Below are 21,455 nucleotides of genomic sequence, written 5' to 3' on the forward strand. Positions count from 1 at the left end.
CCTCAGGGAAGCGCCCGTTTTCGTTCAGCCCGGCGCAGGTTCTGCCGTGAATGGGGGCGTTCGTCAGCCTCGCATAGTCATGAAGGTCCATAAGAGCGCATAAATACGGGGTTTGCCCAAGGCTGGAGCGAGCCGCAAAGTCTGCTGAGGGGGCAGGCTAAAACGGTGGTTTGTATCAAGCAGAGGTCGCTTTTAACGCCATCTGCTGATTTCACGGTGTTGTAATGACGGTGTGCTGCAGCGTTGCATCGCCGCTCCCGAAACGCAGCGAATACCTGTCGCGCCATGACCTCAACGAACTTCAGGACCGCACTCAATGAGCTTTCTACGCCCCAAATTCATTACGTTCGACTGCTACGGTACGCTGACCAATTTCCACATGGGCACGATGACTCGCGAACTGTTCGCCGACCGCGTGGTGCCCGAGCAGATGGATCAGTTCGTCAAGGATTTTTCCGCCTATCGCCTGGATCAGGTCATGGGTGACTGGCGGCCTTATGATGAGATTCTCAAGACCTCCCTGGCACGGGTCTGCAAGCGTTGGGGTGTCGAATACCGTGGCGAAGGCCAGCTGTATTACGACGCCGTGCCGACCTGGGGCCCGCACCCGGACGTGCCGGCCGGTCTGTCGAAAATCGCCGACAAGATCCCCCTGGTGATTTTCTCCAACGCCAGCAACAGCCAGATCATGTCCAACGTCGACAAGCTCGGCGCACCGTTTCACAAGGTCTTCACCGCCGAACAGGCCCAGGCCTACAAGCCGCGCCTGGCGGCGTTCGAGTACATGCTCGACAACCTCAACTGCGGCCCGGAAGACATCTTGCATGTGTCTTCCAGTTTCCGTTACGACCTGATGCCGGCCCACGACATGAAGATCAAGAACAAGGCCTTCGTCGCCCGTGGTCACGAGGTTCCGGGCAATGCGTTCTACGGCTACCAGCAGATCACCGACATCGGTGGACTGGCGGCGCTGGTCGGTCTCTGAGTTGAACGGTAACGGCGCTCTTCACGCAATAAGGGGTTAGACATGGGCAGTGAATCCTACTGGCTCGACACCGCACCGGCCTTCACCGGTGCTCAGCTCGGCGCATTGCCCGGGCAGGTCGACGTGGCCATCGTCGGTGGCGGTTTCACCGGCTTGGCGGCGGCTCGCGCGCTGGCCTTGAAGGGCGCCAGTGTGGTGGTGCTGGAAGCCGGGAGAGTGATCGGCGAAGCCTCCGGGCGCAACGGCGGCCAGTGCAACACCGGCGTTGCCCAGGACTATGCCGGGCTGAGTGCCAGCCTCGGTGCCGACAAGGCGCGGGCCTATTACCAGGCCTATGAAAGCGCGGTGCAGAGCGTTGTGTCCCTGGTGGAGCAGGAGCAGATCGCTTGCGATCTCAAGCGCAACGGCAAGCTCAAACTGGCGGCCAAACCGCTGCACTACGAAGGCCTGGCGCGCACTTGCGAATTGATTCGCAAGGAAGTCGATGCCGAGGTCGAGTTGCTTAACGCCGAACAGACCCGCGCCGAAGTGAGTTCGGCCCAGTTCCATGGAGGCTTGCTGCAGCGCAACGGCGTGCAGATGCACGTCGGGCGCTTCGGCGTCGGTCTGGCCGAGGCCGCTGCTCGTCATGGCGCGCTGATCTATCAAGGTACACCGGTGACGGACTGGAAGGCCCAGGCCGGCGGTTATCGGGTCAACACCGCCAAGGGTTCTTTGCACGCCGGGCAAGTATTGCTGGCGACCGGCGCTTGTCAGCACGGTGGCCTGGGCTGGTATCGGCGGCGGATCGTGCCGGTCGGCAGTTTTGTGATCGCCACTGAGGTGCTGCCGCAGTTCCTCATCGATCAGTTGCTGCCCGGTCGGCGTGCCTATGTCACCAGTCGCATGATCGGTAACTACTTTCGCCTGACCCCGGACAACCGCTTGCTGTTCGGCGGCCGTGCGCGGTTTGCCATGTCCGACAGCGTGTCCGACGCCAAGAGCGGCAAGGTGCTGCAAGCGGCGATGGTGCAGATGTTCCCGCAGTTGGCCAAGGTGAAAATCGACTACTGCTGGGGCGGGCTGGTCGACATGACGTCCGATCGATTGCCTCGCGCCGGTCAGCATGGCGGGGTTTATCACTCCATGGGCTACAGCGGTCATGGCGTGCAGATGTCGGTGCACATGGGCCAGGTGATGGCCGAGGTGATGGCCGGCAAAGTCGAGGCCAATCCCTGGCGCGAACTCGACTGGCCAGCGATTCCCGGGCATTTCGGCAAGCCGTGGTTCTTGCCGTTCGTGGGCGCTTACTACCGCCTCCAGGACTATTTGCATTGAGTTGATGTTGTGGCGTCACCGTCGTTTGCGTTTCCAGGACGTTCCGGTCAACCGGAGCACTCGAATCTTCTGATTTTCGACAGGTACAACTGATATGACTGACAACAAGATCGACTCGAAACTGATTTCCGGCCAGGACAGCCTGCGGGTATTCGAAGGCCTCAACCGTGGCATGTCACGCCGCCACGCCTTGCAGATGCTCGGCGTGGCGGGTGTTGCCGCAGCGGGTGCCGGTAGCCTGTTCGGTGCTGCCGGCAAACTGTTCGCCGAAGAAGCGGCAACCCCGGGTAAAGGCAAGCCGGGCGGGCGGATTCGCGTCGCCGGCATGTCCAGTTCCACCGCCGACACCCTGGACCCGGCCAAGGGCGCGCTGTCTACCGACTACGTGCGTCACTTCATGTTCTACAACGGCCTGACCCGTTTCGACAGCCACCTGGTGCCGCAACTGGAACTGGCCGAGCGCATCGATAACACCGATGCGACGCTGTGGATCATCACCCTGCGCAAGGACGTGACCTTTCACAACGGCAAGACCCTGAGCGCCGCCGACGTGGTGTTCTCGCTGTCGCGCCACAAAGACCCGCTGACCGGTTCCAAGGTCATGCCGCTGATGGCGCAGTTCGAAGAGATCAAGGCCACCGGCACCCACGAAGTGCAGATCCGCCTGAGCGCGCCGAACGCCGAGCTGCCGTCGATCCTCGCCGTGTCGCACTTGTTGATCGTTCCCGAAGGCACCACCGACTTCAACCAGGGCATCGGCACCGGGCCGTTCACGGTCAAGGAATTCAAACCGGGCGTGCGCTCAATTGCCGCGCGCAACACCGGCTACTGGAAACCAGGCCTGCCGTACCTCGACGAGATCGAATTCATCGCGATTGCCGACGAACCGTCACGCGTCAACGCGCTGCTGTCGGGCGACGTGCACATGATCAACGAGGTCAACCCACGCTCGACCACACGGATCAAGGCCAGCGCCAAACACCGGGTCGTCGATGCGCCGTCGGGCAACTACACCGACCTGATCATCCGTCAGGACCAGATGCCGGGTAAAAGCGCCGAATTCACTCAGGCAATGAAGTATTTGCTGGACCGTGAACAAGTGAAATCCGCGGTGTTCCGTGGCTTTGCCGTCGTTGGTAACGACCATCCGATTTCCCCGGGCTCGCGCTACTACAACGCCGACCTGCCGCAGCGGGCCTACGACCCGGAAAAAGCCAAATTCCTGCTGAAGAAGGCCGGCATGGAAAGCATCAGCATGCCGCTGGTGGCATCGCCTGCCGCAACCGGTTCGGTGGACATCGCCGTGCTGTTGCAGCAATCGGCGAAACAGGCCGGGCTCAAGCTCGACGTCAACCGCCTGCCCAGCGACGGCTACTGGTCCAACCACTGGATGAAGCACCCGCTGAGCTTCGGCAACATCAACCCTCGGCCAAACGCCGACGTTATGTTCTCGCAGTTCTTCCAGTCCAGCGCGCCATGGAACGAGTCGGGCTGGAAGAACGATCAGTTCGACCAGTTGCTGATGCTCGCCCGCGGTGAAACCGACGACGCCAAGCGCAGCAAGATGTACGCCGATATGCAGGCACTGGTGCATGAACACAGTGGCATCGGCGTGCCGGTGTTCATCAGCAACATCGACGGCGTCGACCAGCGCATCAAGGGCTACGGCAGCAACCCCCTCGGCGGTTTCATGGGCTACATGTTCGCCGAACAGGTCTGGCTCGATGCCTGATCGGCCGCACACGGGCGTAAGCGGGGCTATTGCATGAGGGTAGGGCGATGAATAGCAACACACTGTGGTTGATCGGCCGACGCCTGGGCGCGGCGATCGTGACCTTGTTGATCGTGTCCATGGTCGTGTTTGCGATCACGGCGGTACTGCCGGGGGACGCGGCGCAACAGGCGCTCGGGCAATTCGCCACGCCGGAACAGGTGGCGGCCTTGCGTCTGAAACTGGGGCTGGATCAACCCGGTGTGGTGCGTTACCTGCATTGGTTGATCAATCTGCTGAGCGGCGACATGGGGCAATCGGTGTCCAATGCCTTGCCGGTCAGCGAGCTGATGGCCGGGCGGGTGCCCAACACACTGATGCTGGCGGCCGTCACGGCGCTGGTGTCGGTGCCGGTGGCGCTGATCCTCGGCATCGGCTCGGCCATGGGCCGGGGCGGGCGCATGGACAGTTTCCTCAGCTTCATCACCCTGGCCCTGGTCGCCGTGCCGGAGTTTCTGGTGGCGACCCTGGCGGTGCTGATTTTTGCGGTGAACCTGGGCTGGCTGTCGGCGCTGTCCTATGCCAGCGACATCACCTCACCTTGGCAATTCATGCGTACCTACGCCTTGCCGGTGATGACCCTGTGCTGCGTGATTGTCGCGCAAATGGCGCGCATGACCCGGGCGGCAGTGATCGATCAGCTCGACAGCGCCTATGTGGAAATGGCCCGGCTCAAGGGCGTGAGCCCGGTGCGGATCGTGTTGCGCCATGCCTTGCCCAACGCCATCGGGCCGATTGCCAATGCCATCGCCCTGAGCCTGTCGTACCTGCTGGGCGGGGTGGTGATCGTCGAGACGATCTTCAACTACCCCGGCATCGCCAGCCTGATGGTCGATGCCGTGACCAACCGTGACATGGCGCTGGTTCAGGCCTGCACCATGCTGTTTTGTACGGCGTACCTGGGGTTGGTGCTGATTGCTGACCTGTGCGCGATTCTTTCCAATCCGAGGCTGAGAAACCAATGAACGATCTCATGGCGAAATCGGCGCCTGCCGGGCCCGAGCTGGCATTGGGCAAGGTCGCCCATGGACCGTCGTGGCTTGGCCTGGTCGGGGCGGCGATGTGTGTGATCTGGCTGCTGGTGGCTATCTTCGGTCCGTGGCTGGCGCCGCACCCGGTGGGTGAAGTGGTCTCCGATAACGTGTTCGACAGCCTCAGCGCGGCTTACCCGTTGGGCACCGATTACCTGGGCCGCGACATGCTCAGCCGCATTCTCGTCGGCGCGCGGTTCACCGTGGGGCTGGCGCTGATTTCAGCGGTGCTGGCCAGCACGCTGGGGACCGGATGTGCGCTGCTGTCGGTGGTGTCGCCGAAATGGCTGGACGAAGTGATCAGCCGTTTGATGGATGCCTTTATATCCATCCCGAGCAAGATGCTGGCGTTGATCATGGTCTCGGCGTTCGGTTCTTCGGTGCTGTTGCTGATTTGCACCGCAGTCTTGAGTTTCACCCCAGGCGCGTTCCGCATCGCCCGCAGCATGGCGGTGAACATCGAAGCGCTGGAATACGTGCAAGTGGCCCGCACCCGTGGCGAGCGTCGGTTGTACATCGCCTGCGTGGAAATCCTGCCGAACATGCTCAACCCGGTGCTGACCGATCTGGGGCTGCGCTTCGGCTTCATCGTGCTGCTGCTCAGCGGCATGAGTTTCCTCGGCCTCGGTGTGCAACCGCCGGATGCCGACCTGGGTTCGCTGGTGCGCGAGAACATCGGCGGCCTCAATCAGGGCGCGCCAGCCATCGTGATTCCAGCGCTGGCCATCGGCACCTTGACCATCGGCGTGAATCTGTTCATCGACCGACTGTCGTCACGGCGTAGTCGACGTACGGGAGGTCATTGAAATGAGTGATTTGATTCGAGTCGAAGACCTGCGCGTGGTCGCTTGCGGCGAGCGTGGCGAGGTGGAGATCGTCAAGGGCGTGAGCTTCTCCCTGGCCAAAGGTGAAGTGCTGGCGTTGATCGGTGAGTCCGGCTCCGGCAAGACCACCATAGCGCTGGCGTTGCTCGGCTATGCCCGACGCGGTTGTCGATTGGCGTCTGGCGTGGTGCAAGTCGGCGAACACGACATGCTGGCGTTGAGCGAAAGCGAACTGCAAGGCCTGCGCGGCAATCGGGTGTCGTACATTGCCCAGAGCGCCGCCGCTGCGTTCAACCCGGCGAAAAAACTGATCGATCAAGTGGTGGAGGGCGCATTGATTCACGGCCTGGGTAGCCGGGCCGTGCTGGAAGCCAAAGCCATCGAACTGTTCCGCGATCTGGCCTTGCCGGACCCCGATCACATTGGCCAGCGTTACCCGCACCAAGTATCCGGCGGGCAGTTGCAACGGGTGATGGCGGCCATGGCGCTGATCAGCGATCCGCTGCTGGTGGTGCTCGACGAGCCGACCACCGCCCTCGACGTGACGACGCAGATCGACGTGCTGCGCGCTTTCAAACGGGTGGTCCGCGAGCGAGGCGCGACGGCGGTTTATGTGTCTCATGATTTGGCGGTCGTAGCGCAAATGGCCGATCAGATTGTGGTACTCAACGGCGGACAGATTTTCGAGCAGAGCGCCACCGCGCCACTGCTCAAGGCCCCGGCCCACGAATACACCCGCAGCCTGCTGCTGGCGGCACGCCCGGACACGACGATTCGCCCACCTTGCGGCATCGCTGAAGAAACACCGCTGCTGACCATCCAGGGGCTGACCGCCGGTTACGGCAACAAGAACCTGCAAGGCATGCCGTCGATTCGCGTGCTCGAAGACATCGACCTGACTGTGCGCCGGGGCCAGGCCATTGGCGTGATCGGCGAGTCGGGCTCCGGCAAGTCGACGCTGGCGCGGGTGGTGGCCGGGTTGCTGACGCCGGCCTTGGGCGGCCTGACCTTCGATGGCCAGCCACTGGGCGGTAGCCTGTCCGAGCGCACCGATGAACAGTTCCGCCGGATTCAGATGGTGTTCCAGAATGCCGACACCGCGCTCAACCCGATGCACAGCGTCAGCACTATTCTGAGCCGACCGCTGAAAATGTACTTTGGCCTCAAGGGCGCCGCGCTGCGCGAGCGTATCGGCGAACTGCTGGACCTGGTGCGCTTGCCGCGCGCCATGGCCGAACGCCGTCCGAATGAACTCTCCGGCGGGCAAAAACAGCGGGTCAACCTGGCCCGTGCCCTGGCGGCCAAACCGGACCTGATCCTCTGCGACGAGGTGACCTCGGCGCTGGACACCGTGGTCGGCGCGGCGATTCTCGAACTGCTGCGCGACCTGCGTCAGCAACTGGGGGTGTCGTATCTGTTCATCAGCCATGACATTTCCACGGTACGCGCGCTGTGCGACGACATTGTGGTGATGTACAGCGGCCACAAGGTTCAGGCCGGCAGCCGGCAGGCGTTTGCCCAGGCACCGTTCCATCCGTACACCGACCTGTTGATCCATTCGGTGCCGGAACTGCGTCAGGGCTGGCTGGAAAACTGCGGCACCACCTGCGGCACGCTGCCGCCGATTGGCGCCAAGGCCAATGTGCCGGAGCTGTGCACCTTTCTCAGTCGCTGTCCGGTGCGGGTCGACGGCCTGTGCAATCACACCGCGCCGAACCGGCGGATCATCGACGGCGGTAGCGAAATTCTTTGTCATCACGACAGTGCCGAGTTGCTGAAAACACAGCATGGTTTATCCACCATGAGCCTGGGAGCTTATGCATGAAAGGGCGTTTTGTGAGGCTGGCCGAGCAGGGCCGGCCGACCGTCAAGCTGACGGTGGACGGTTCGCCCATTGAGGCGTTGCAGGGCGACACATTAATGGTCGCGTTGCTGACCCAGGGCTCGGCGCTGCGCCAATCGGAATTCGACTCGGGCCGCCGCGCCGGTTTCTGCCTGATGGGCGCCTGCCAGGATTGTTGGGTCTGGACCCGCAGTGGCGAGCGTTTGCGCGCCTGTTCCAATGAAGTCCGCGAAGGGCTGGACATCGTCACCACACAACCGGAGGCAATATGGCCACTGCACGGCTGAGCGCTCAACGAGTGGTTATTGTCGGCGCCGGGCCGGCCGGCATTCGCTGTGCCGAAACGCTGCTGGCGGCTGGCTTGAAACCGATCCTGATCGATGAGAATCGCCGGGATGGCGGGCAGATCTACCGGCGCCAGCCCGAAGGTTTTACCCGGGACTACGCCACCCTGTATGGCACCGAAGCGGCCAAGGCCAAGGATCTGCACCAGAGTTTCGACCGATTGCGCGGGCAAATCGACTACCGCCCCGACACGCTGGTGTGGAACCTGACGCCGGGGCAATTGTGCTGCGTCAGCCAGGGCAAGCACTCGACGGTGGATTACGATGCGCTGATCCTCTGCACCGGCGCCACCGACCGCTTGATGCCGATCGAAGGCTGGCAGTTGGCGGGTACTTACAGCCTTGGCGGGGCGCAAATCGCGCTCAAGTCCCAGGCGGTTTCCATCGGCCACCGCGTGGTGTTCATGGGCAGCGGGCCGTTGCTGTATCTGGTCGCCAGCCAATACGTCAAAGCAGGCGCCAATGTGGCGGCGGTGCTCGACACTTCACCCCTCAGCAAGCGCATCGCGGCAGTGCCGAAGCTGATGGCGCGTCCGGGATTGCTGTTCACCGGGATGAAGTTACTGGCGCAGTTGTATCGGGCGAAAATCCCGGTGCATCTGGGGATTTCGCCGCTTCAGGTGCAAGGCGACGCGGCCAGTGGCGTCAGCGGTGTGCGGGTGCGTACCGCGCGCGGTGAGACGTTAACGGTGGACTGTGATGCTGTGGCGTTGGGTTATCACTTGCGCCCGGAAACCCAACTGGCCGATCTGGCCGGTTGTCGCATGCGCTTCGATGAGGCCTCCAGCCAGTGGTGGCTGGCCGTCGATGAAGAGGGCCGCACCTCGGTCAACGGTGTGTATGCCGCCGGGGACGGCTCAAAGATTCGCGGTGCCGATGCCGCCGAACATGCCGGGCGCTTGGTGGCGATGGCGTTGCTGGAAGATCTGCAGCAACCGGTGAACGCCGGTTTGCGCGACGAACAACGCCATGCGTTGGCGGTGATGGATGAGTTTCGCCTCGGCCTGGCCCAGGCATTTCCCTGGCCGGCGGCGCAAGCCAAAGCCTTGCCGGACTCAGCCATCGTCTGTCGCTGCGAGATGATCAGCGCCGGCGAGTTGCGCCGTACCGTGAGCGAGAAGGGGGCCTGTGAAGTCAATCGGGCCAAGGCCTTCAGCCGGGTCGGCATGGGCCGCTGCCAGGGGCGTTATTGCTCCCAGGCCGGGGCCGAAGTGATTGCCGCGGCGGCGGGCGTCAGCGTGCAACAGGTCGGCCGGCAGCGTGGACAGGCACCGGTCAAACCCCTTTCGATGCTCACCGAGGAGGTGTCGCCATGACGCTACACAAAGCCGATGTAGTGATTGTCGGCGGCGGCCTTATGGGCTCGGCGGCGGCGTTTTTCCTGCGCCAGCGCGGGCAGTCGGTGATTCTGCTGGAGCGCGACCAGATTGGTCAGTACGCCAGCGGCGTCAATTTCGGCAACGTCCGGCGTCAGGGGCGCTTCCTCGGTCAACTGGAATTGGCCAACCGTTCTTGGGCGCTGTGGAAACGCTTGCCTGAGCTGATCGATGACGACCTCGAATTCATCGCCAGCGGGCACATGCGCGTGTGTTACCGCGAGGATGAGATCCCGGAGCTGGAAGCCTACGCGGCGGCGCCCGAGGCGGCGCAACTGGACTTGAAAATCTATCGTGGCGCCGAACTGCACCAGCGCTTTCCGTTCCTCGGGCCGGACGTGAAGGGCGGCTCTTACGCGCCCCACGACGGCCACGCCAACCCGCGTCTGGCAGCCCCGGCATTTGCCCGGGCGGCACGCCGCCTCGGGGCGCGGATCGAGGAACAGACTGAAGTCGCCGAGGTGCAGAAAACTGCCGGCGAGTTCACGGTGACCACCACCGACGGTCGCCAGTTCGGCGCCGAGCGCTTGCTGATCACCGCCGGCGCCTGGGGCCAGAAACTCTCGGCGCAGTTCGGCGAACCGGTGCCGCTGGATACCAACGGCCCACAAATGGCCGTGACCGAACCGGTGCCGTACGCCTTGCCAACGGTGATCGGCGTGTACACCAAGATCCCCGAAGAAGTGATCTACTTCCGCCAGATCCCGCGCGGCAACATCATCATCGGTGGCGGCTACCGCAGCAAACCGGACATGCTCAACCGCCGCGCCTATGTCGAGCCGCGTAGCATTCTCAATCAGATGGATCAGATGCGTCGCCTGCTGCCGGGCGTCGGCAACCTGAACATCATCCGCGTGTGGAGTGGCATTGAAGGCTACTTGCCCGATTCCTTGCCGGTGATGGGCCCCAGCGGCAACGTTGACGGTTTGTACTATGCGTTCGGCTTCTGCGGTCATGGCTTCCAGCTCGGCCCAGGCGTCGGCGACGTGATGGCCGAACTGATCAGCACCGGCAGCACCAGCACTTCGATTGAGCCGTTCTCGATCCGCCGGTTCACCCCTTCAGCCGAGCAACGGACAACCGAGCAAAGGAGCAGGGCCTCATGAAACCCCGTGTACTGGATATTCTCAAACGCCTGATGGCCTTCGACACCGTGTCCTCGGAGTCGAACATGGCCCTGATCGAGTACGTACGCGACTTGCTGCTGACCAAGGGCATCGAGTCACTGATCGTCAAGGACGAAACGGGTAAAAAGGCCAACCTGTTCGCCAGCACCGGCCCTAAAGAGTTACCAGGCATTCTGTTGTCCGGCCACACCGACGTAGTGCCGGCGGCAGGTCAGGCCTGGACCTTGCCGGCGTTTGAGGCGACGGTGCAGGACGGGCGGATTTACGGCCGGGGCAGTTGCGACATGAAGGGGTTTATCGCGTTGGCCATCGACGCCATGCTCGATGCCGCCGACCATTCGTTGAGCCGACCGCTGCAAATCGCCTTGTCCCATGACGAAGAAACCGGCTGCGTCGGTGTACGACGTTTACTCGACGTGCTGCACCTGGCGCCAGTGCGGCCGTTTTTGTGCCTGATCGGTGAGCCGACCAACATGCAGTTCGTGCTGGGGCACAAGGGCAAGGGGTCTTACCGCACTTACTGCCGTGGCCTGGAAGCGCACTCCTCGTTGGCACCGCGTTCGGTCAATGCGATTCACGTGGCCTGCGATTTCATCGCGGCTCTGCGTCAGAGCCAGCAGCAACTGCAAGAGCAGGGCGCACAGGATGCCGATTACGACGTGCCTTACAGCACCGTGCACGTCGGGCAGATTGTCGGCGGCAAGGCGCTGAACATCGTGCCGAACCTGTGCACCCTGGATTTCGAGGTACGTAACTTGCCGGCGGACGATCTGGATCAGTTCCTGGAGCAGATGCGCGAGCGTGCAGAAGTGATCGTGCGCGAGGCGAAAAAGTTGTCCAGCGTGGCAGACATCGAGATCGAAACCCTCAACGTCTATCCGGGCCTCGATACCCACCCGAGCGTTGAAGCGGTGCGCTTCCTGAAAAACTTCGCCGCACCGGACACCGGCACCGCCAAAGTCTCGTTCGGCACCGAGGGCGGGTTGTTCAAGCAGCGTCTGGATGTACCGGTAGTGGTCTGCGGCCCGGGCTCGATCGAACAGGCGCACAAGCCGGACGAGTTCATCGAGATCAGCCAGATGCAGGCTGGGGAGCGGTTTCTGGAGGGATTGCTGGGCTCCCTGAAACTTTGAGATCGTCAAGATCTTTTGATTTCTGCTTGCCGGTAGAGCCTGCCGTCCCACCGCGAATTTCAGCATCCAACACTGCCCATCAAACGCTTTCAGCATCCTTGTCCGTGGCACCTCCCTAGACTGGAAATGTCTCGGATCAGGACTCGACCATGCTCAAGAATCGTTTGAAAGACCCCAGCCTTCTGGCAGAACTCGCTTATGTGGACGGGCAGTGGATCGGCGCCGATAACGCCGCGACCCTGGACGTCATCGACCCGGCCACCGGCCAGTTGCTTGCCCGGGTGCCTGCCATGCTGGGCGCAGAAACCCGACGCGCCATCGAAGCTGCCGAGCGGGCTTGGCCGGCGTGGCGCGCACGCCCGGCGGCAGAACGGGCGGCGCTGTTGGAGCGCTGGTACCAGGCGATGATCGACAACCTCGACGACCTCGCCTTGATCATGACCTGCGAGCAGGGCAAACCGCTGAACGAAGCCAAGGGTGAAATCCGCTACGGTGCCGGGTTCGTCAAATGGTTCGCCGAAGAGGCCCGCCGGGTTTATGGCGAAACCATGCCGGCCCCCAGCGGCGACCGCCGCCTGTTGACCCTCAAGCAACCGGTCGGCGTGTGTGCCGCGATCACCCCATGGAATTTCCCCAACGCGATGATTACCCGCAAGTGCGCGCCGGCCCTGGCCGCCGGGTGCCCGATCATCGTAAAACCCTCGGACTTGACCCCGCTGTCGGCCCTGGCCCTGGCGGTACTCGCCGAACGCGTCGGCATTCCGGCCGGGGTGTTCAACGTGCTGACCGGCATGCCCGCCGGCATCGGCGAAGAACTGACCGGCAATCCGACGGTGCGCAAGATCTCCTTCACCGGCTCCACTGCGGTCGGTCGGCTGCTGATGCGTCAGAGCGCTGAGCACATCAAGCGCTTGAGCCTGGAACTGGGCGGCAACGCGCCGTTCATTGTGTTCGACGACGCCGACCTGGAGCAGGCGGTAACCGGGATCATGCTCAGCAAATTTCGCAACGCCGGGCAGACCTGCGTCTGCGCCAACCGCATTCTGGTGCAGGACGGCATCTACGAACGTTTCGCCCAGCGACTGGTGGAGGAGGTGGGCAAACTCAAGGTCGGCAATGGCCTGGACGCCGACGTGACCATCGGCCCGCTGATCAACCCGGCGGCGGTGAGCAAGGTCGCCCGGCACATCGACGATGCCCTGAGCCTGGGCGCGCGTTTGCTCTGCGGCGGCATTCCTGAAGGCGACAACCAGTTCGTTCAGCCGACCGTCCTTGGCGACACCCACGCCGGCATGCTGCTGGCCAACGAAGAAACCTTCGGCCCGGTGGCGCCGTTGATGCGGTTTACCTCTGAGGCCGAAGCGCTGGCCTTGGCCAATGCCACGCCTTTTGGTCTGGGGGCCTACTATTTCACTCAGGATTTACGCCGTTCCTGGCGGTTCGGCGAGGCGCTGGAGTTCGGCATGGTCGGCCTAAACACCGGGCTCATTTCCATGGAAGTCGCGCCGTTCGGCGGCATCAAGCAGTCTGGGCTGGGCCGTGAAGGCAGCAAGTACGGGCTGGATGAATACCTAGAAGTCAAAGCCTTCCATATCGGTGGGCTGTAACCCGGCAACGATTGCACAGCCATTTTGCGAGGCATGATTGATGAGTAAACCATTCAGAATCGCCGCGATTGCCGGCGATGGCATCGGCAAGGAAGTCCTGCCGGAAGGGTTGCGGGTACTGGAGCAAGCCGCGAAGAAGTGGCAGTTGGAGCTGAGCATCGAAGTGCTCGACTGGGCTCACTGCGATTACTACCTGGAACACGGGCAAATGATGCCCGACGATTGGTTCGACCAGCTCAAGGGGTTCGATGCGATCTACTTTGGCGCCGTCGGCTGGCCGGACAAGGTGCCGGACCACATTTCTTTGTGGGGCTCACTGCTGAAATTTCGTCGCGACTTCGACCAATACGTGAACATTCGCCCGGTACGTCTGTTTCCCGGCGTGCCGTGCCCGCTGGCCGGGCGCAAACCGGGGGACATCGATTTCGTGGTGATCCGCGAGAACACCGAAGGCGAGTATTCCTCGGTCGGCGGCAAGATGTTCGAAGGCACCGAACATGAGTTCGTGCTGCAAGAGTCGGTGTTCACCCGACGCGGTGTAGACCGGATTCTCAAGTTCGCCTTCGACCTGGCCCAGACCCGACCGCGCAAACGCCTGACGGCGGCAACCAAGTCCAACGGGATTTCCATCAGCATGCCTTACTGGGACGAACGCACGGCATTGATGGCCGCGCAGTACCCGGACATCACTTGGGACAAACAGCACATCGACATCCTGTGCGCGCGTTTTGTACTGCAACCGGACCGGTTTGATGTGGTGGTGGCGTCGAACCTGTTCGGCGACATTCTGTCCGACCTCGGCCCGGCTTGCACTGGCACCATTGGCATTGCACCGTCGGCCAACCTCGATCCCGAGCGGCGTTTTCCATCGCTGTTCGAACCGGTGCACGGCTCGGCCCCGGACATCTATGGGCGCAACATCGCCAACCCGATCGCGATGATCTGGTCCGGTGCGTTGATGCTGGATTTTCTGGGCAATGGCGATGAGCGTTATCGCGCCGCGCACGACGGGATTCTGCAGGCGATCGAACGGGTGATTGCAGAAGGGCCAATCACCCCGGACCTGGGCGGGCAGGGCTCGACTCAGGAGGTCGGCAAGGCGATCGCGCAAGCGCTTTAAAGCCTGCGACGCACTCTTTGTGTAGAGCTGTCGAGCCTGCGAGACTGCGTTCGGCTGCGCAGCAGTCGTGAAATCAGGCACTGCGGTGTTTCAGCTAAACCGTGGACAGGATTTACGACGACTTCGTCGCCGATCGCAGCCTCGCAGGCTCGACAGCTGCTACGGCCGAACGCAAGGGATCAGTCTTCCTTGCGAATCGTGGCCACGTCATCGGCGCGGACTTTCACTTTCGCCCCGGAAATATCTTCGAACTCGAAGAAGCCATCCTTGCCCTTGGTGTTCGGCATGTCCTTGGTCAAATACTGGGTGCCGTTCTGCAGGGTCACGACCGTTGGCGTCGAGCAACCGGTCAGGGCCAGAAGGGCCGCTACCACCAGGGGCAAACCCAGAGTCTTGATATTCATACACACCTCCATCACTCAATAAAAACAATGCGAACGCCTCATTCGAGATCAATCCTCACTGTGCTTCTAACGCGGTTGGTGCGATGGAATGGCAGAAAGTTCGATGGTCACCCGAAAATTGCCCGATAGCGTCGCCACTTATCCTTTTCCGTTTGCACCGGGTGGGGCATAGCTGGTATCTGTACGCATAACCAGTATTCGCTTGCCATGGCCCGATTGCCCGTGATTGTAAATCCGCTCGATGACCCGTTCTATTACTTGAACAACTTCATGCAAGTGCTTGATTGGCTTGAGCATCGTTATGCCGATGTACTCAGCATCGAAGAGCAGGACTTCATCCGCGACTTCAATCGACTGCCCCGCGAGTCCCAGGCTTTGTTGGTCAGATTGGTGATGCGCAAGGGCGTGCATTTCAGGGCCGGCAAACTGAGTTACGTCGAAATCGGCGACATCGCCAGTGCCGCGGCACCGCTCCTGGCCCTGGGCTGGATCGACGAGCAGTTGCCGCTGCCTGTCGAGGAGGTATTCGAGCTGCTGCTCAAGGCCGAGATTCTCCAGTGTTTTGGCGACGCCATCGATCAACCGAAAGGCAAAAAGAGCGATTGGCTGCCAGCCCTGAGCGAGCAGTTTCCTGAAGCGCAAAGTTTTGCCCAGTGGTGCCCGGCACTGGATGACCGACTGTTCAGCCTGACCGTCATGGGCCTGTGCGACCGGTTGCGCCTGATGTTCTTCGGCAATCTTTACCAGGACTGGTCGGAATTCGTTCTGGCTGACCTCGGCATCTACACCTACGAGAAAGTCGAGTTTTGCGCCGAGTCCCGCGGCTTGCGCAGTCGCGAAGACGTCGACGCCTGCCTGTTCCTGCACAGCTGTCAGCAGCATTTCGAGGCCGGTGAAGAGGTGGCGGTGGTTGTCGAGCAGATCAACAGGCTGGAACTCGCCAATCCCTGGCTGCAAAGACGTCGGGCCAAGCTGCTGTTCCAGATCGCTCAGCACTGCGAGCGTATCGCGGATTTTTCCACCGCCCTGGGCCTCTACCGCGATTGCGCCTATCCCGGCGCACGTTTGCGGCTAATTCGCGTGCTGGAGCGCTGTGGTGAATTTCAACTAGCCATGGATTTGGCGAGCCAAGCCGAGCAAACCCCGGAAAGCGCCACCGAACATCAGCATTTATTGCGTGTGCTGCCCAGGCTGCGGCGCAAACTGGGCGGGCCGCCGATCAAGCGGCCAGCCCCGCGGGCCATGCAGCGCCTGGACCTGCAATTGCCCAGGCACGACCCGGCATTGTCGGTGGAGTATTACGTTCAGGCGCATCTGGCGGACGAGTCGGCACCGGTGCATTACGTCGAGAACAGCCTGATCAACTCACTGTTCGGGTTGCTGTGCTGGCCGGCGATCTTCGCCCCGTTGCCGGGCGCGTTTTTTCACCCGTTCCAGCGCGGGCCGGTGGACCTGCACAACGAAGACTTTCATGCGCGGCGCGCGGAGCTGTTCCAGGCCTGCCTCGGCGAACTCGATGATGGGCGTTACGCCCAGACCATCCGCGAGCGTTACAACGCCAAGTGGGGCGTGCAGTCGCCGTTCGTATTCTGGGGCGCGCTGAGCGAGGAGCTGCTGGAGCAGGCGCTCGACTGTCTGCCCGCCGAACACCTCAAGCACTGGTTCAATCGACTGCTGCTCGACATCAAGGCCAACCGCGCCGGCATGCCGGACCTTATCCAGTTTTGGCCGCAACACAAGACCTACCGAATGATTGAAGTCAAAGGCCCCGGCGATCGCCTGCAAGACAATCAGGTACGTTGGTTGGAGTTCTGTCATGAGCACCAGATGCCGATTGCCGTTTGCTACGTGCAATGGGTGGAGCAGGGCGCTTGAGCTACAGCATCGCGGTGCGGGCGTTGTGTGAATTCACCGCCAAGGTCGGCGACCTCGACCTGCGCTTCACCCCGTCGCCAACCGCGCTGGAAGGCATTGTCGGCCATCGCACCGTGGCGTCACGACGCAGCGAGGGTTACCAGAACGAGGTCGCACTTGAGGGCCAGTATCGAACCTTGAGCGTGAAAGGCCGGGCGGACGGCTACGATCCGGGGCAAAACTGCCTCGAAGAAGTGAAAACCTACCGTGGCGACTTGAGTAAGCAACCGGCCAACCACCGGCAGTTGCACTGGGCGCAGGCGAAAGTCTATGGCTGGTTGATGTGTCAGAAACTGGATTTGGCGCAGATCGACCTGGCCCTGGTGTACTTCGACATCGTCAGCGAGAAGGAAACCCGTCTGGTCGAGACCTTCAGCGCCGCCAACTTGCAGCTGTTCTTCGAGCACCACTGCGGATTGTTCCTGCACTGGGCCGAGCAGGAAATGGCCCATCGCGAAGGGCGCAATCTGGCGGCTCAACAGCTGGGCTTCCCCCATGCCGATTTTCGCCCCGGCCAACGGCATCTGGCCGAGTCGGTGTTCAAGGCGGTCAGCACTGGCCGCTGCCTGATGGCCCAGGCACCGACCGGTATCGGCAAGACCATCGGCACGCTGTTCCCGATGCTCAAGGCCCTGGCGCCGCAGCAGTTGGACAAGGTGTTTTTCCTCACGGCGAAAACCCCGGGGCGCAAATTGGCGCTGGACGCCGCTCAGGTGATCCTCGACAGCGCCGATACGCAACCGTTGCGAGTCCTCGAGATGATCGCCCGGGACAAGGCTTGCGAGCACCCGGACAAGGCCTGTCATGGCGAATCCTGCCCGTTGGCGCAGGGTTTTTATGATCGTCTGCCGGACGCGCGTCAGGCCGCCAGTCAATTGAGCCTGTTGAACCAGAGTGCCTTGCGCGAGGTTGCCCTGCAGCACGAGGTTTGTCCTTATTACTTGAGCCAGGAGATGGCCAGCTGGGCGGACGTGGTGGTCGCCGACTACAACTACTATTTCGACTTCAGCGCGTTGTTGTTCGGGCTGGCCCAGGCCAATAACTGGAACGTCGCGGTGCTGGTGGACGAGGCCCACAACCTGGTGGAGCGCGGCCGGCAAATGTACAGCGCCAGCCTCGACCAGGCGACTTTGAGCGGCGTACGAAAAACCGCCCCCGAGGCGCTGAAGAGATCCTTGCAGCGAGTCAATCGTGAATGGAATGCCTTGCACGATCAGCAACTCGGCCCCTATCAGGCGTACGACAAAGCGCCGGAAAAACTGCTTCAGGCGTTGTCGTTATGCTGTGCGAGCATCGGCGACTACCTGAATGATCACCCTCAGGGCCTGGACAGCGGGTTGCAGAATTTTTACTTCGACATGCTGCAATTCGGCCGCGTGGCTGAATTGTTCGATGAGCATTTTCTATTCGACATCAGCAAGCGTGACCTTGAGCGCAAGCGCAATCTGTCGCAGCTGTGCCTGCGCAATGTGGTACCCGCCGGTTTCATCCGCCCGCGCCTGACTGCAGCGCGCAGCACGGTGCTGTTTTCCGCGACCCTGAGCCCTCGGCATTACTACGCCGACTTGCTGGGCACCCCGGCGAATACGGTATGGATCGATGTGGAATCGCCATTTCACGCCGATCAGCTGCAAGTGCGCATCGTCAGCCAGATATCCACGCGGTTCGTCCACCGTCAGGCGTCCCTTGCGCCCATCGTCGAGCTGATCGCCAAACAGTTCAGCCAACGGCCCGGCAACTACCTGGCGTTTTTCAGCAGTTTCGATTATTTGCAGCAAGTGGCGCAGTTGCTGGCCGAGCGGTATCCGCAGATCACGCTGTGGTCGCAGTCCCGGGGCATGGGAGAAGCACAGCGTCAGGACTTTCTCGACCAATTCACCGCCGACGGGCAGGGCATCGGGTTTGCGGTGCTGGGTGGCGCGTTCGGTGAAGGCATCGATTTGCCCGGCGCCCGCTTGATTGGCGCCTTCATCGCCACCCTGGGGCTCGCGCAGCTCAATCCCGTCAACGAACAGCTGAAACAGCGCATGGCGGCGATTTTCGGTGCCGGTTATGACTACACCTACCTGTTTCCCGGTGTGCAGAAAGTGGTGCAGGCGGCGGGGCGGGTGATCCGTACACGGGAGGACCAAGGGGTGGTGATGCTGATCGACGACCGGTTTGGCGAGAGTAAGGTCAAGCAATTACTGCCGCGTTGGTGGTCCGTTGAGCTGACGCATTTTCCTTCTGGCTTGTAGGAGTTTTTACCTTGTAAAACAGTGACATATCTTGAAAGACACGCTCATTTGAACAAACAACGAAACACCGCTTTATTCAAAGGGCAGGCAATCACTTTCAAGCGAATCTTTGATAAGGAAATCAAGGTATGTCAGTAGCACCGAATTACGCTTACACCCCAGAACAAGTCACCGCAGCGTTCACTGAAATCACCACCACATTATTCAGTGGCATCACCGTCGAAACACTCCCCAAAATGCTGATTGTCGCGGGGGTACAGGGCTCGGGTAAAACCTATTTGCTGGAAAAAAGCCTTTTGCCCACCAAGCGCTATGCCAATTATGTCCGGCTGTACTTGCCCGAATACCGAAAAAAACACCCTCAATACGCAGAAATGATCAAACTCGGTGTCCTGCACGCTTATGAACATACGGAGGCTTTTGTCCGGGATGTGAGCACGAAGATCTTCACCGAGGCGTTTAAAAACAAATACAACATCATCATGGAATGTGCATTCGACAGCATCGATTTCGCGGCTTTCCCACCGACGGCGACGGCTGCCGGCTACCAGTTCGAAACTCACATCGTCGCCTGCAATCAGGAGTTCGCTCATGTATCGAGCATCAAAAGAGCACTGAAAAGCCTGGAAGATCAGGAAATGGAAAGATTTCTCCCGGCATCAAGGCTGGAGGCCAGCATGATATATGCACAAGCGATCATCCCGGCCTTCGAGACAGCCGCAAAGGCGATCAGCGGCTCGCAAATCATCTTGTACGAGCGTGGGTTTGGTGGTTTGAAAGACCGTGTCTTGCGCGCTCAGAGCACCTACACCAAGGCCGCCAACGGAACGATCGATTCGACGACACTCAACACGCATTTTTCGCACGGCGTCTATTCCGGCATCATCGACAAGCATGTCTTCGCGATGACCGACCGAGACGAAATGGTCAAAGAGTGTCATGTGGCGTTGCATAAGTCCCGGACTCATGCCCGCTATGTCCCGAACTTCGTCTACAACGAGCTGTACGCCTACATCGTCAAATACGTATACCGATAATCCGCCCTGTAGGAGCTCAGCTCCTACAGTTCATCCGTGTTACCGCACGAGTCAGCGGTTGCGCAAACTACGCTCCATCCGCGCAATCCCTTCTTCCAGCAACGCCCGTGGGCAGCCGAAGTTCAGACGCACGAATTGCTGGGCGTGATCGCCGAAATCCAGCCCGGCGCTCAGTCCGACTTTGGCCTGTTCGAGGAAGAATTGCTGCGGGTTGTCCAGCCCCAGTGCCGTGCAATCGAGCCACGCCAGATAAGTGCCCTGGGGCACGTTCATGGTCACGCCCGGCAGCCGCGTGCGAACTGCTTCCACCAGATAGTCCCGATTGCTTTGCAGGTAGGCCATGAGTTCGGTCAGCCATGGATGGCCTTCGCTGTAGGCGACGCGGGTGGCTTCCAGGCCCAGCGGGTTGACGCTGTCGACCATGCCGCAGCGGGCATGGTTGACGCGATGGAGCAGCGCTGCGTCTTGAATGATCATGAACGCAGTCTTCAGGCCAGCGATGTTGTAGGCCTTGCTCGCTGACATCAGGGTGATGGTGCGCTTGGCGATCTGCGGGCTGAGCGAGGCGGTTGGAATGTGCACGCGCCCGTCGAAGCACAGTTCGGAATGGATCTCGTCGGAGATGATCCAGGCGTCCTGTTCCAGGCAGATGTCGGCGACCGCTTGCAGTTCTTCCCGGGGGAAAACCTTGCCCAACGGGTTATGCGGGTTGCTCAGCAGCAACGCGCCGCCCCCTTGCAGGGCCTGGCGCAGGGCATCGAGAGGCGTGGCGTACGTGCCATCGGCCAGCGCGTCGAAGTCCAGTTCGACCTTGTTCAGCTGCCAGTGGCCCGGCGCATGGCGCAGCGGCGGATAGTTCGGCGTTTGCACGACCACGTTCTGTTGCGGCTGAACCAGTGCATGCAGGGCCATGTTGAAGCCTGATTCGATACCCGGCAGGAACACCAGTTCATGGGGCTGCACACGCCAGGCGTACTTGTTCCACAGGTCGGCGACGATGGCGTCACGCAAGTCATCCTGAGCCACGCTGTAACCGAGCATCGGGTGTTCCAGGCGTTTTTGCAGGGCCTGAATGATCGCCGGCGGCGCGGCGAAGTCCATGTCGGCGACCCACATCGGCAACACGTCGGCCGGGTAGCGGCTCCACTTGGTACTGCCGGTGCCATGGCGGTCGAACACCTGATCAAAATCGAAAGTCATGCTCAGTCTCATAAAAGGCAGAGGGGGTAATCCGGCGGCCATGATAAGCGCCAACCTTCACCGCTGGCGAGTTGTGCAACGGAGCATGACCGGCAAGCCGCCGACGGTCGGTTTTCAGACCGCAAAGCACAACATTGTCTAAAGTTCTAATTGGCGGTAGTTCCGTTGCCGTCACCGTGATCGTC

At 61.3% G+C, this 21,455-nt stretch carries 17 protein-coding genes; 15 read left to right on the forward strand and 2 right to left on the reverse strand.

The features are described from left to right. Window positions 1-316 precede the first annotated feature (316 nt). From ACCC96_RS22455 to ACCC96_RS22510, 12 genes are all read left to right on the forward strand, one after another. A complete protein-coding gene (locus tag ACCC96_RS22455; RefSeq protein WP_019578995.1) occupies window positions 317-985 on the forward strand; it encodes a haloacid dehalogenase type II in 669 nt (222 codons plus the stop codon). Between the two features lie 42 nt (window positions 986-1,027). Further along, complete coding sequence (locus tag ACCC96_RS22460; protein ID WP_413696936.1) at window positions 1,028-2,302, forward strand: NAD(P)/FAD-dependent oxidoreductase; 1,275 nt, start codon at window positions 1,028-1,030, stop codon at window positions 2,300-2,302. 94 nt (window positions 2,303-2,396) lie between these two features. After that, entirely contained in the window at window positions 2,397-4,034 is a 1,638-nt protein-coding gene (locus tag ACCC96_RS22465; RefSeq protein WP_111453369.1) for an ABC transporter substrate-binding protein, read from the forward strand. Between the two features lie 47 nt (window positions 4,035-4,081). Beyond that, a complete protein-coding gene (locus ACCC96_RS22470; RefSeq protein ID WP_258674124.1) occupies window positions 4,082-5,038 on the forward strand; it encodes an ABC transporter permease in 957 nt (318 codons plus the stop codon). Next, entirely contained in the window at window positions 5,035-5,910 is an 876-nt protein-coding gene (locus tag ACCC96_RS22475) for an ABC transporter permease (RefSeq protein WP_018925983.1), read from the forward strand. Before ACCC96_RS22470 ends, ACCC96_RS22475 begins: the two co-directional genes overlap by 4 nt. 1 nt (window position 5,911) lies before the next feature. Then, window positions 5,912-7,753: an ABC transporter ATP-binding protein gene (locus ACCC96_RS22480; protein ID WP_413696937.1), complete on the forward strand. Its 1,842-nt coding sequence runs from the start codon at window positions 5,912-5,914 to the stop codon at window positions 7,751-7,753. Beyond that, on the forward strand, window positions 7,750-8,058 hold the full coding sequence (locus ACCC96_RS22485; RefSeq protein ID WP_018925981.1) for a (2Fe-2S)-binding protein: 309 nt from the start codon (window positions 7,750-7,752) through the stop codon (window positions 8,056-8,058). Before ACCC96_RS22480 ends, ACCC96_RS22485 begins: the two co-directional genes overlap by 4 nt. Then, on the forward strand, window positions 8,040-9,431 hold the full coding sequence (locus ACCC96_RS22490) for an FAD-dependent oxidoreductase (RefSeq protein WP_413696938.1): 1,392 nt from the start codon (window positions 8,040-8,042) through the stop codon (window positions 9,429-9,431). Before ACCC96_RS22485 ends, ACCC96_RS22490 begins: the two co-directional genes overlap by 19 nt. After that, window positions 9,428-10,597, forward strand: coding sequence for an NAD(P)/FAD-dependent oxidoreductase (locus ACCC96_RS22495; protein ID WP_204123543.1), 1,170 nt, complete (start codon window positions 9,428-9,430; stop codon window positions 10,595-10,597). Before ACCC96_RS22490 ends, ACCC96_RS22495 begins: the two co-directional genes overlap by 4 nt. Beyond that, the gene (gene argE / locus ACCC96_RS22500) at window positions 10,594-11,751 is read left to right on the forward strand and encodes an acetylornithine deacetylase (RefSeq protein WP_019578987.1); all 1,158 of its coding nucleotides are present in this window, start codon (window positions 10,594-10,596) and stop codon (window positions 11,749-11,751) included. The genes ACCC96_RS22495 and argE overlap by 4 nt, the downstream gene beginning before the upstream one ends. Before the next feature lie 149 nt (window positions 11,752-11,900). Then, the gene (locus ACCC96_RS22505; protein WP_413696939.1) at window positions 11,901-13,358 is read left to right on the forward strand and encodes an NAD-dependent succinate-semialdehyde dehydrogenase; all 1,458 of its coding nucleotides are present in this window, start codon (window positions 11,901-11,903) and stop codon (window positions 13,356-13,358) included. 40 nt (window positions 13,359-13,398) lie between these two features. Then, window positions 13,399-14,478, forward strand: coding sequence for a tartrate dehydrogenase (locus tag ACCC96_RS22510; protein WP_413696940.1), 1,080 nt, complete (start codon window positions 13,399-13,401; stop codon window positions 14,476-14,478). Between the two features lie 179 nt (window positions 14,479-14,657). On the opposite strand, the gene ACCC96_RS22515 is transcribed toward ACCC96_RS22510, so the two are convergent. Continuing rightward, window positions 14,658-14,882 (reverse strand): YgdI/YgdR family lipoprotein, encoded by a 225-nt coding sequence (locus ACCC96_RS22515; protein ID WP_258674117.1) that lies wholly within the window; start codon window positions 14,880-14,882, stop codon window positions 14,658-14,660. A 207-nt stretch (window positions 14,883-15,089) separates the two neighbouring features. On the opposite strand from ACCC96_RS22515, the gene ACCC96_RS22520 reads away from it, so the two are divergent. The 3 genes from ACCC96_RS22520 (at window position 15,090) to ACCC96_RS22530 (ending at window position 20,070) form a co-directional block, all read left to right on the forward strand. Continuing rightward, window positions 15,090-16,757: a VRR-NUC domain-containing protein gene (locus ACCC96_RS22520; protein WP_413696941.1), complete on the forward strand. Its 1,668-nt coding sequence runs from the start codon at window positions 15,090-15,092 to the stop codon at window positions 16,755-16,757. Continuing rightward, on the forward strand, window positions 16,754-19,033 hold the full coding sequence (locus ACCC96_RS22525; RefSeq protein WP_413696942.1) for an ATP-dependent DNA helicase: 2,280 nt from the start codon (window positions 16,754-16,756) through the stop codon (window positions 19,031-19,033). The genes ACCC96_RS22520 and ACCC96_RS22525 overlap by 4 nt, the downstream gene beginning before the upstream one ends. A 128-nt stretch (window positions 19,034-19,161) precedes the next feature. Next, the gene (locus tag ACCC96_RS22530) at window positions 19,162-20,070 is read left to right on the forward strand and encodes a zeta toxin family protein (RefSeq protein WP_413696943.1); all 909 of its coding nucleotides are present in this window, start codon (window positions 19,162-19,164) and stop codon (window positions 20,068-20,070) included. Window positions 20,071-20,121: 51 nt separating this feature from the next. On the opposite strand, the gene ACCC96_RS22535 is transcribed toward ACCC96_RS22530, so the two are convergent. After that, window positions 20,122-21,270 (reverse strand): MalY/PatB family protein, encoded by a 1,149-nt coding sequence (locus ACCC96_RS22535; protein ID WP_413696944.1) that lies wholly within the window; start codon window positions 21,268-21,270, stop codon window positions 20,122-20,124. Between the last annotated feature and the right edge of the window lie 185 nt (window positions 21,271-21,455).

Origin of the sequence: Pseudomonas sp. Pseusp11 (assembly GCF_047304405.1) — a bacterium.
GTDB lineage: Bacteria > Pseudomonadota > Gammaproteobacteria > Pseudomonadales > Pseudomonadaceae > Aquipseudomonas.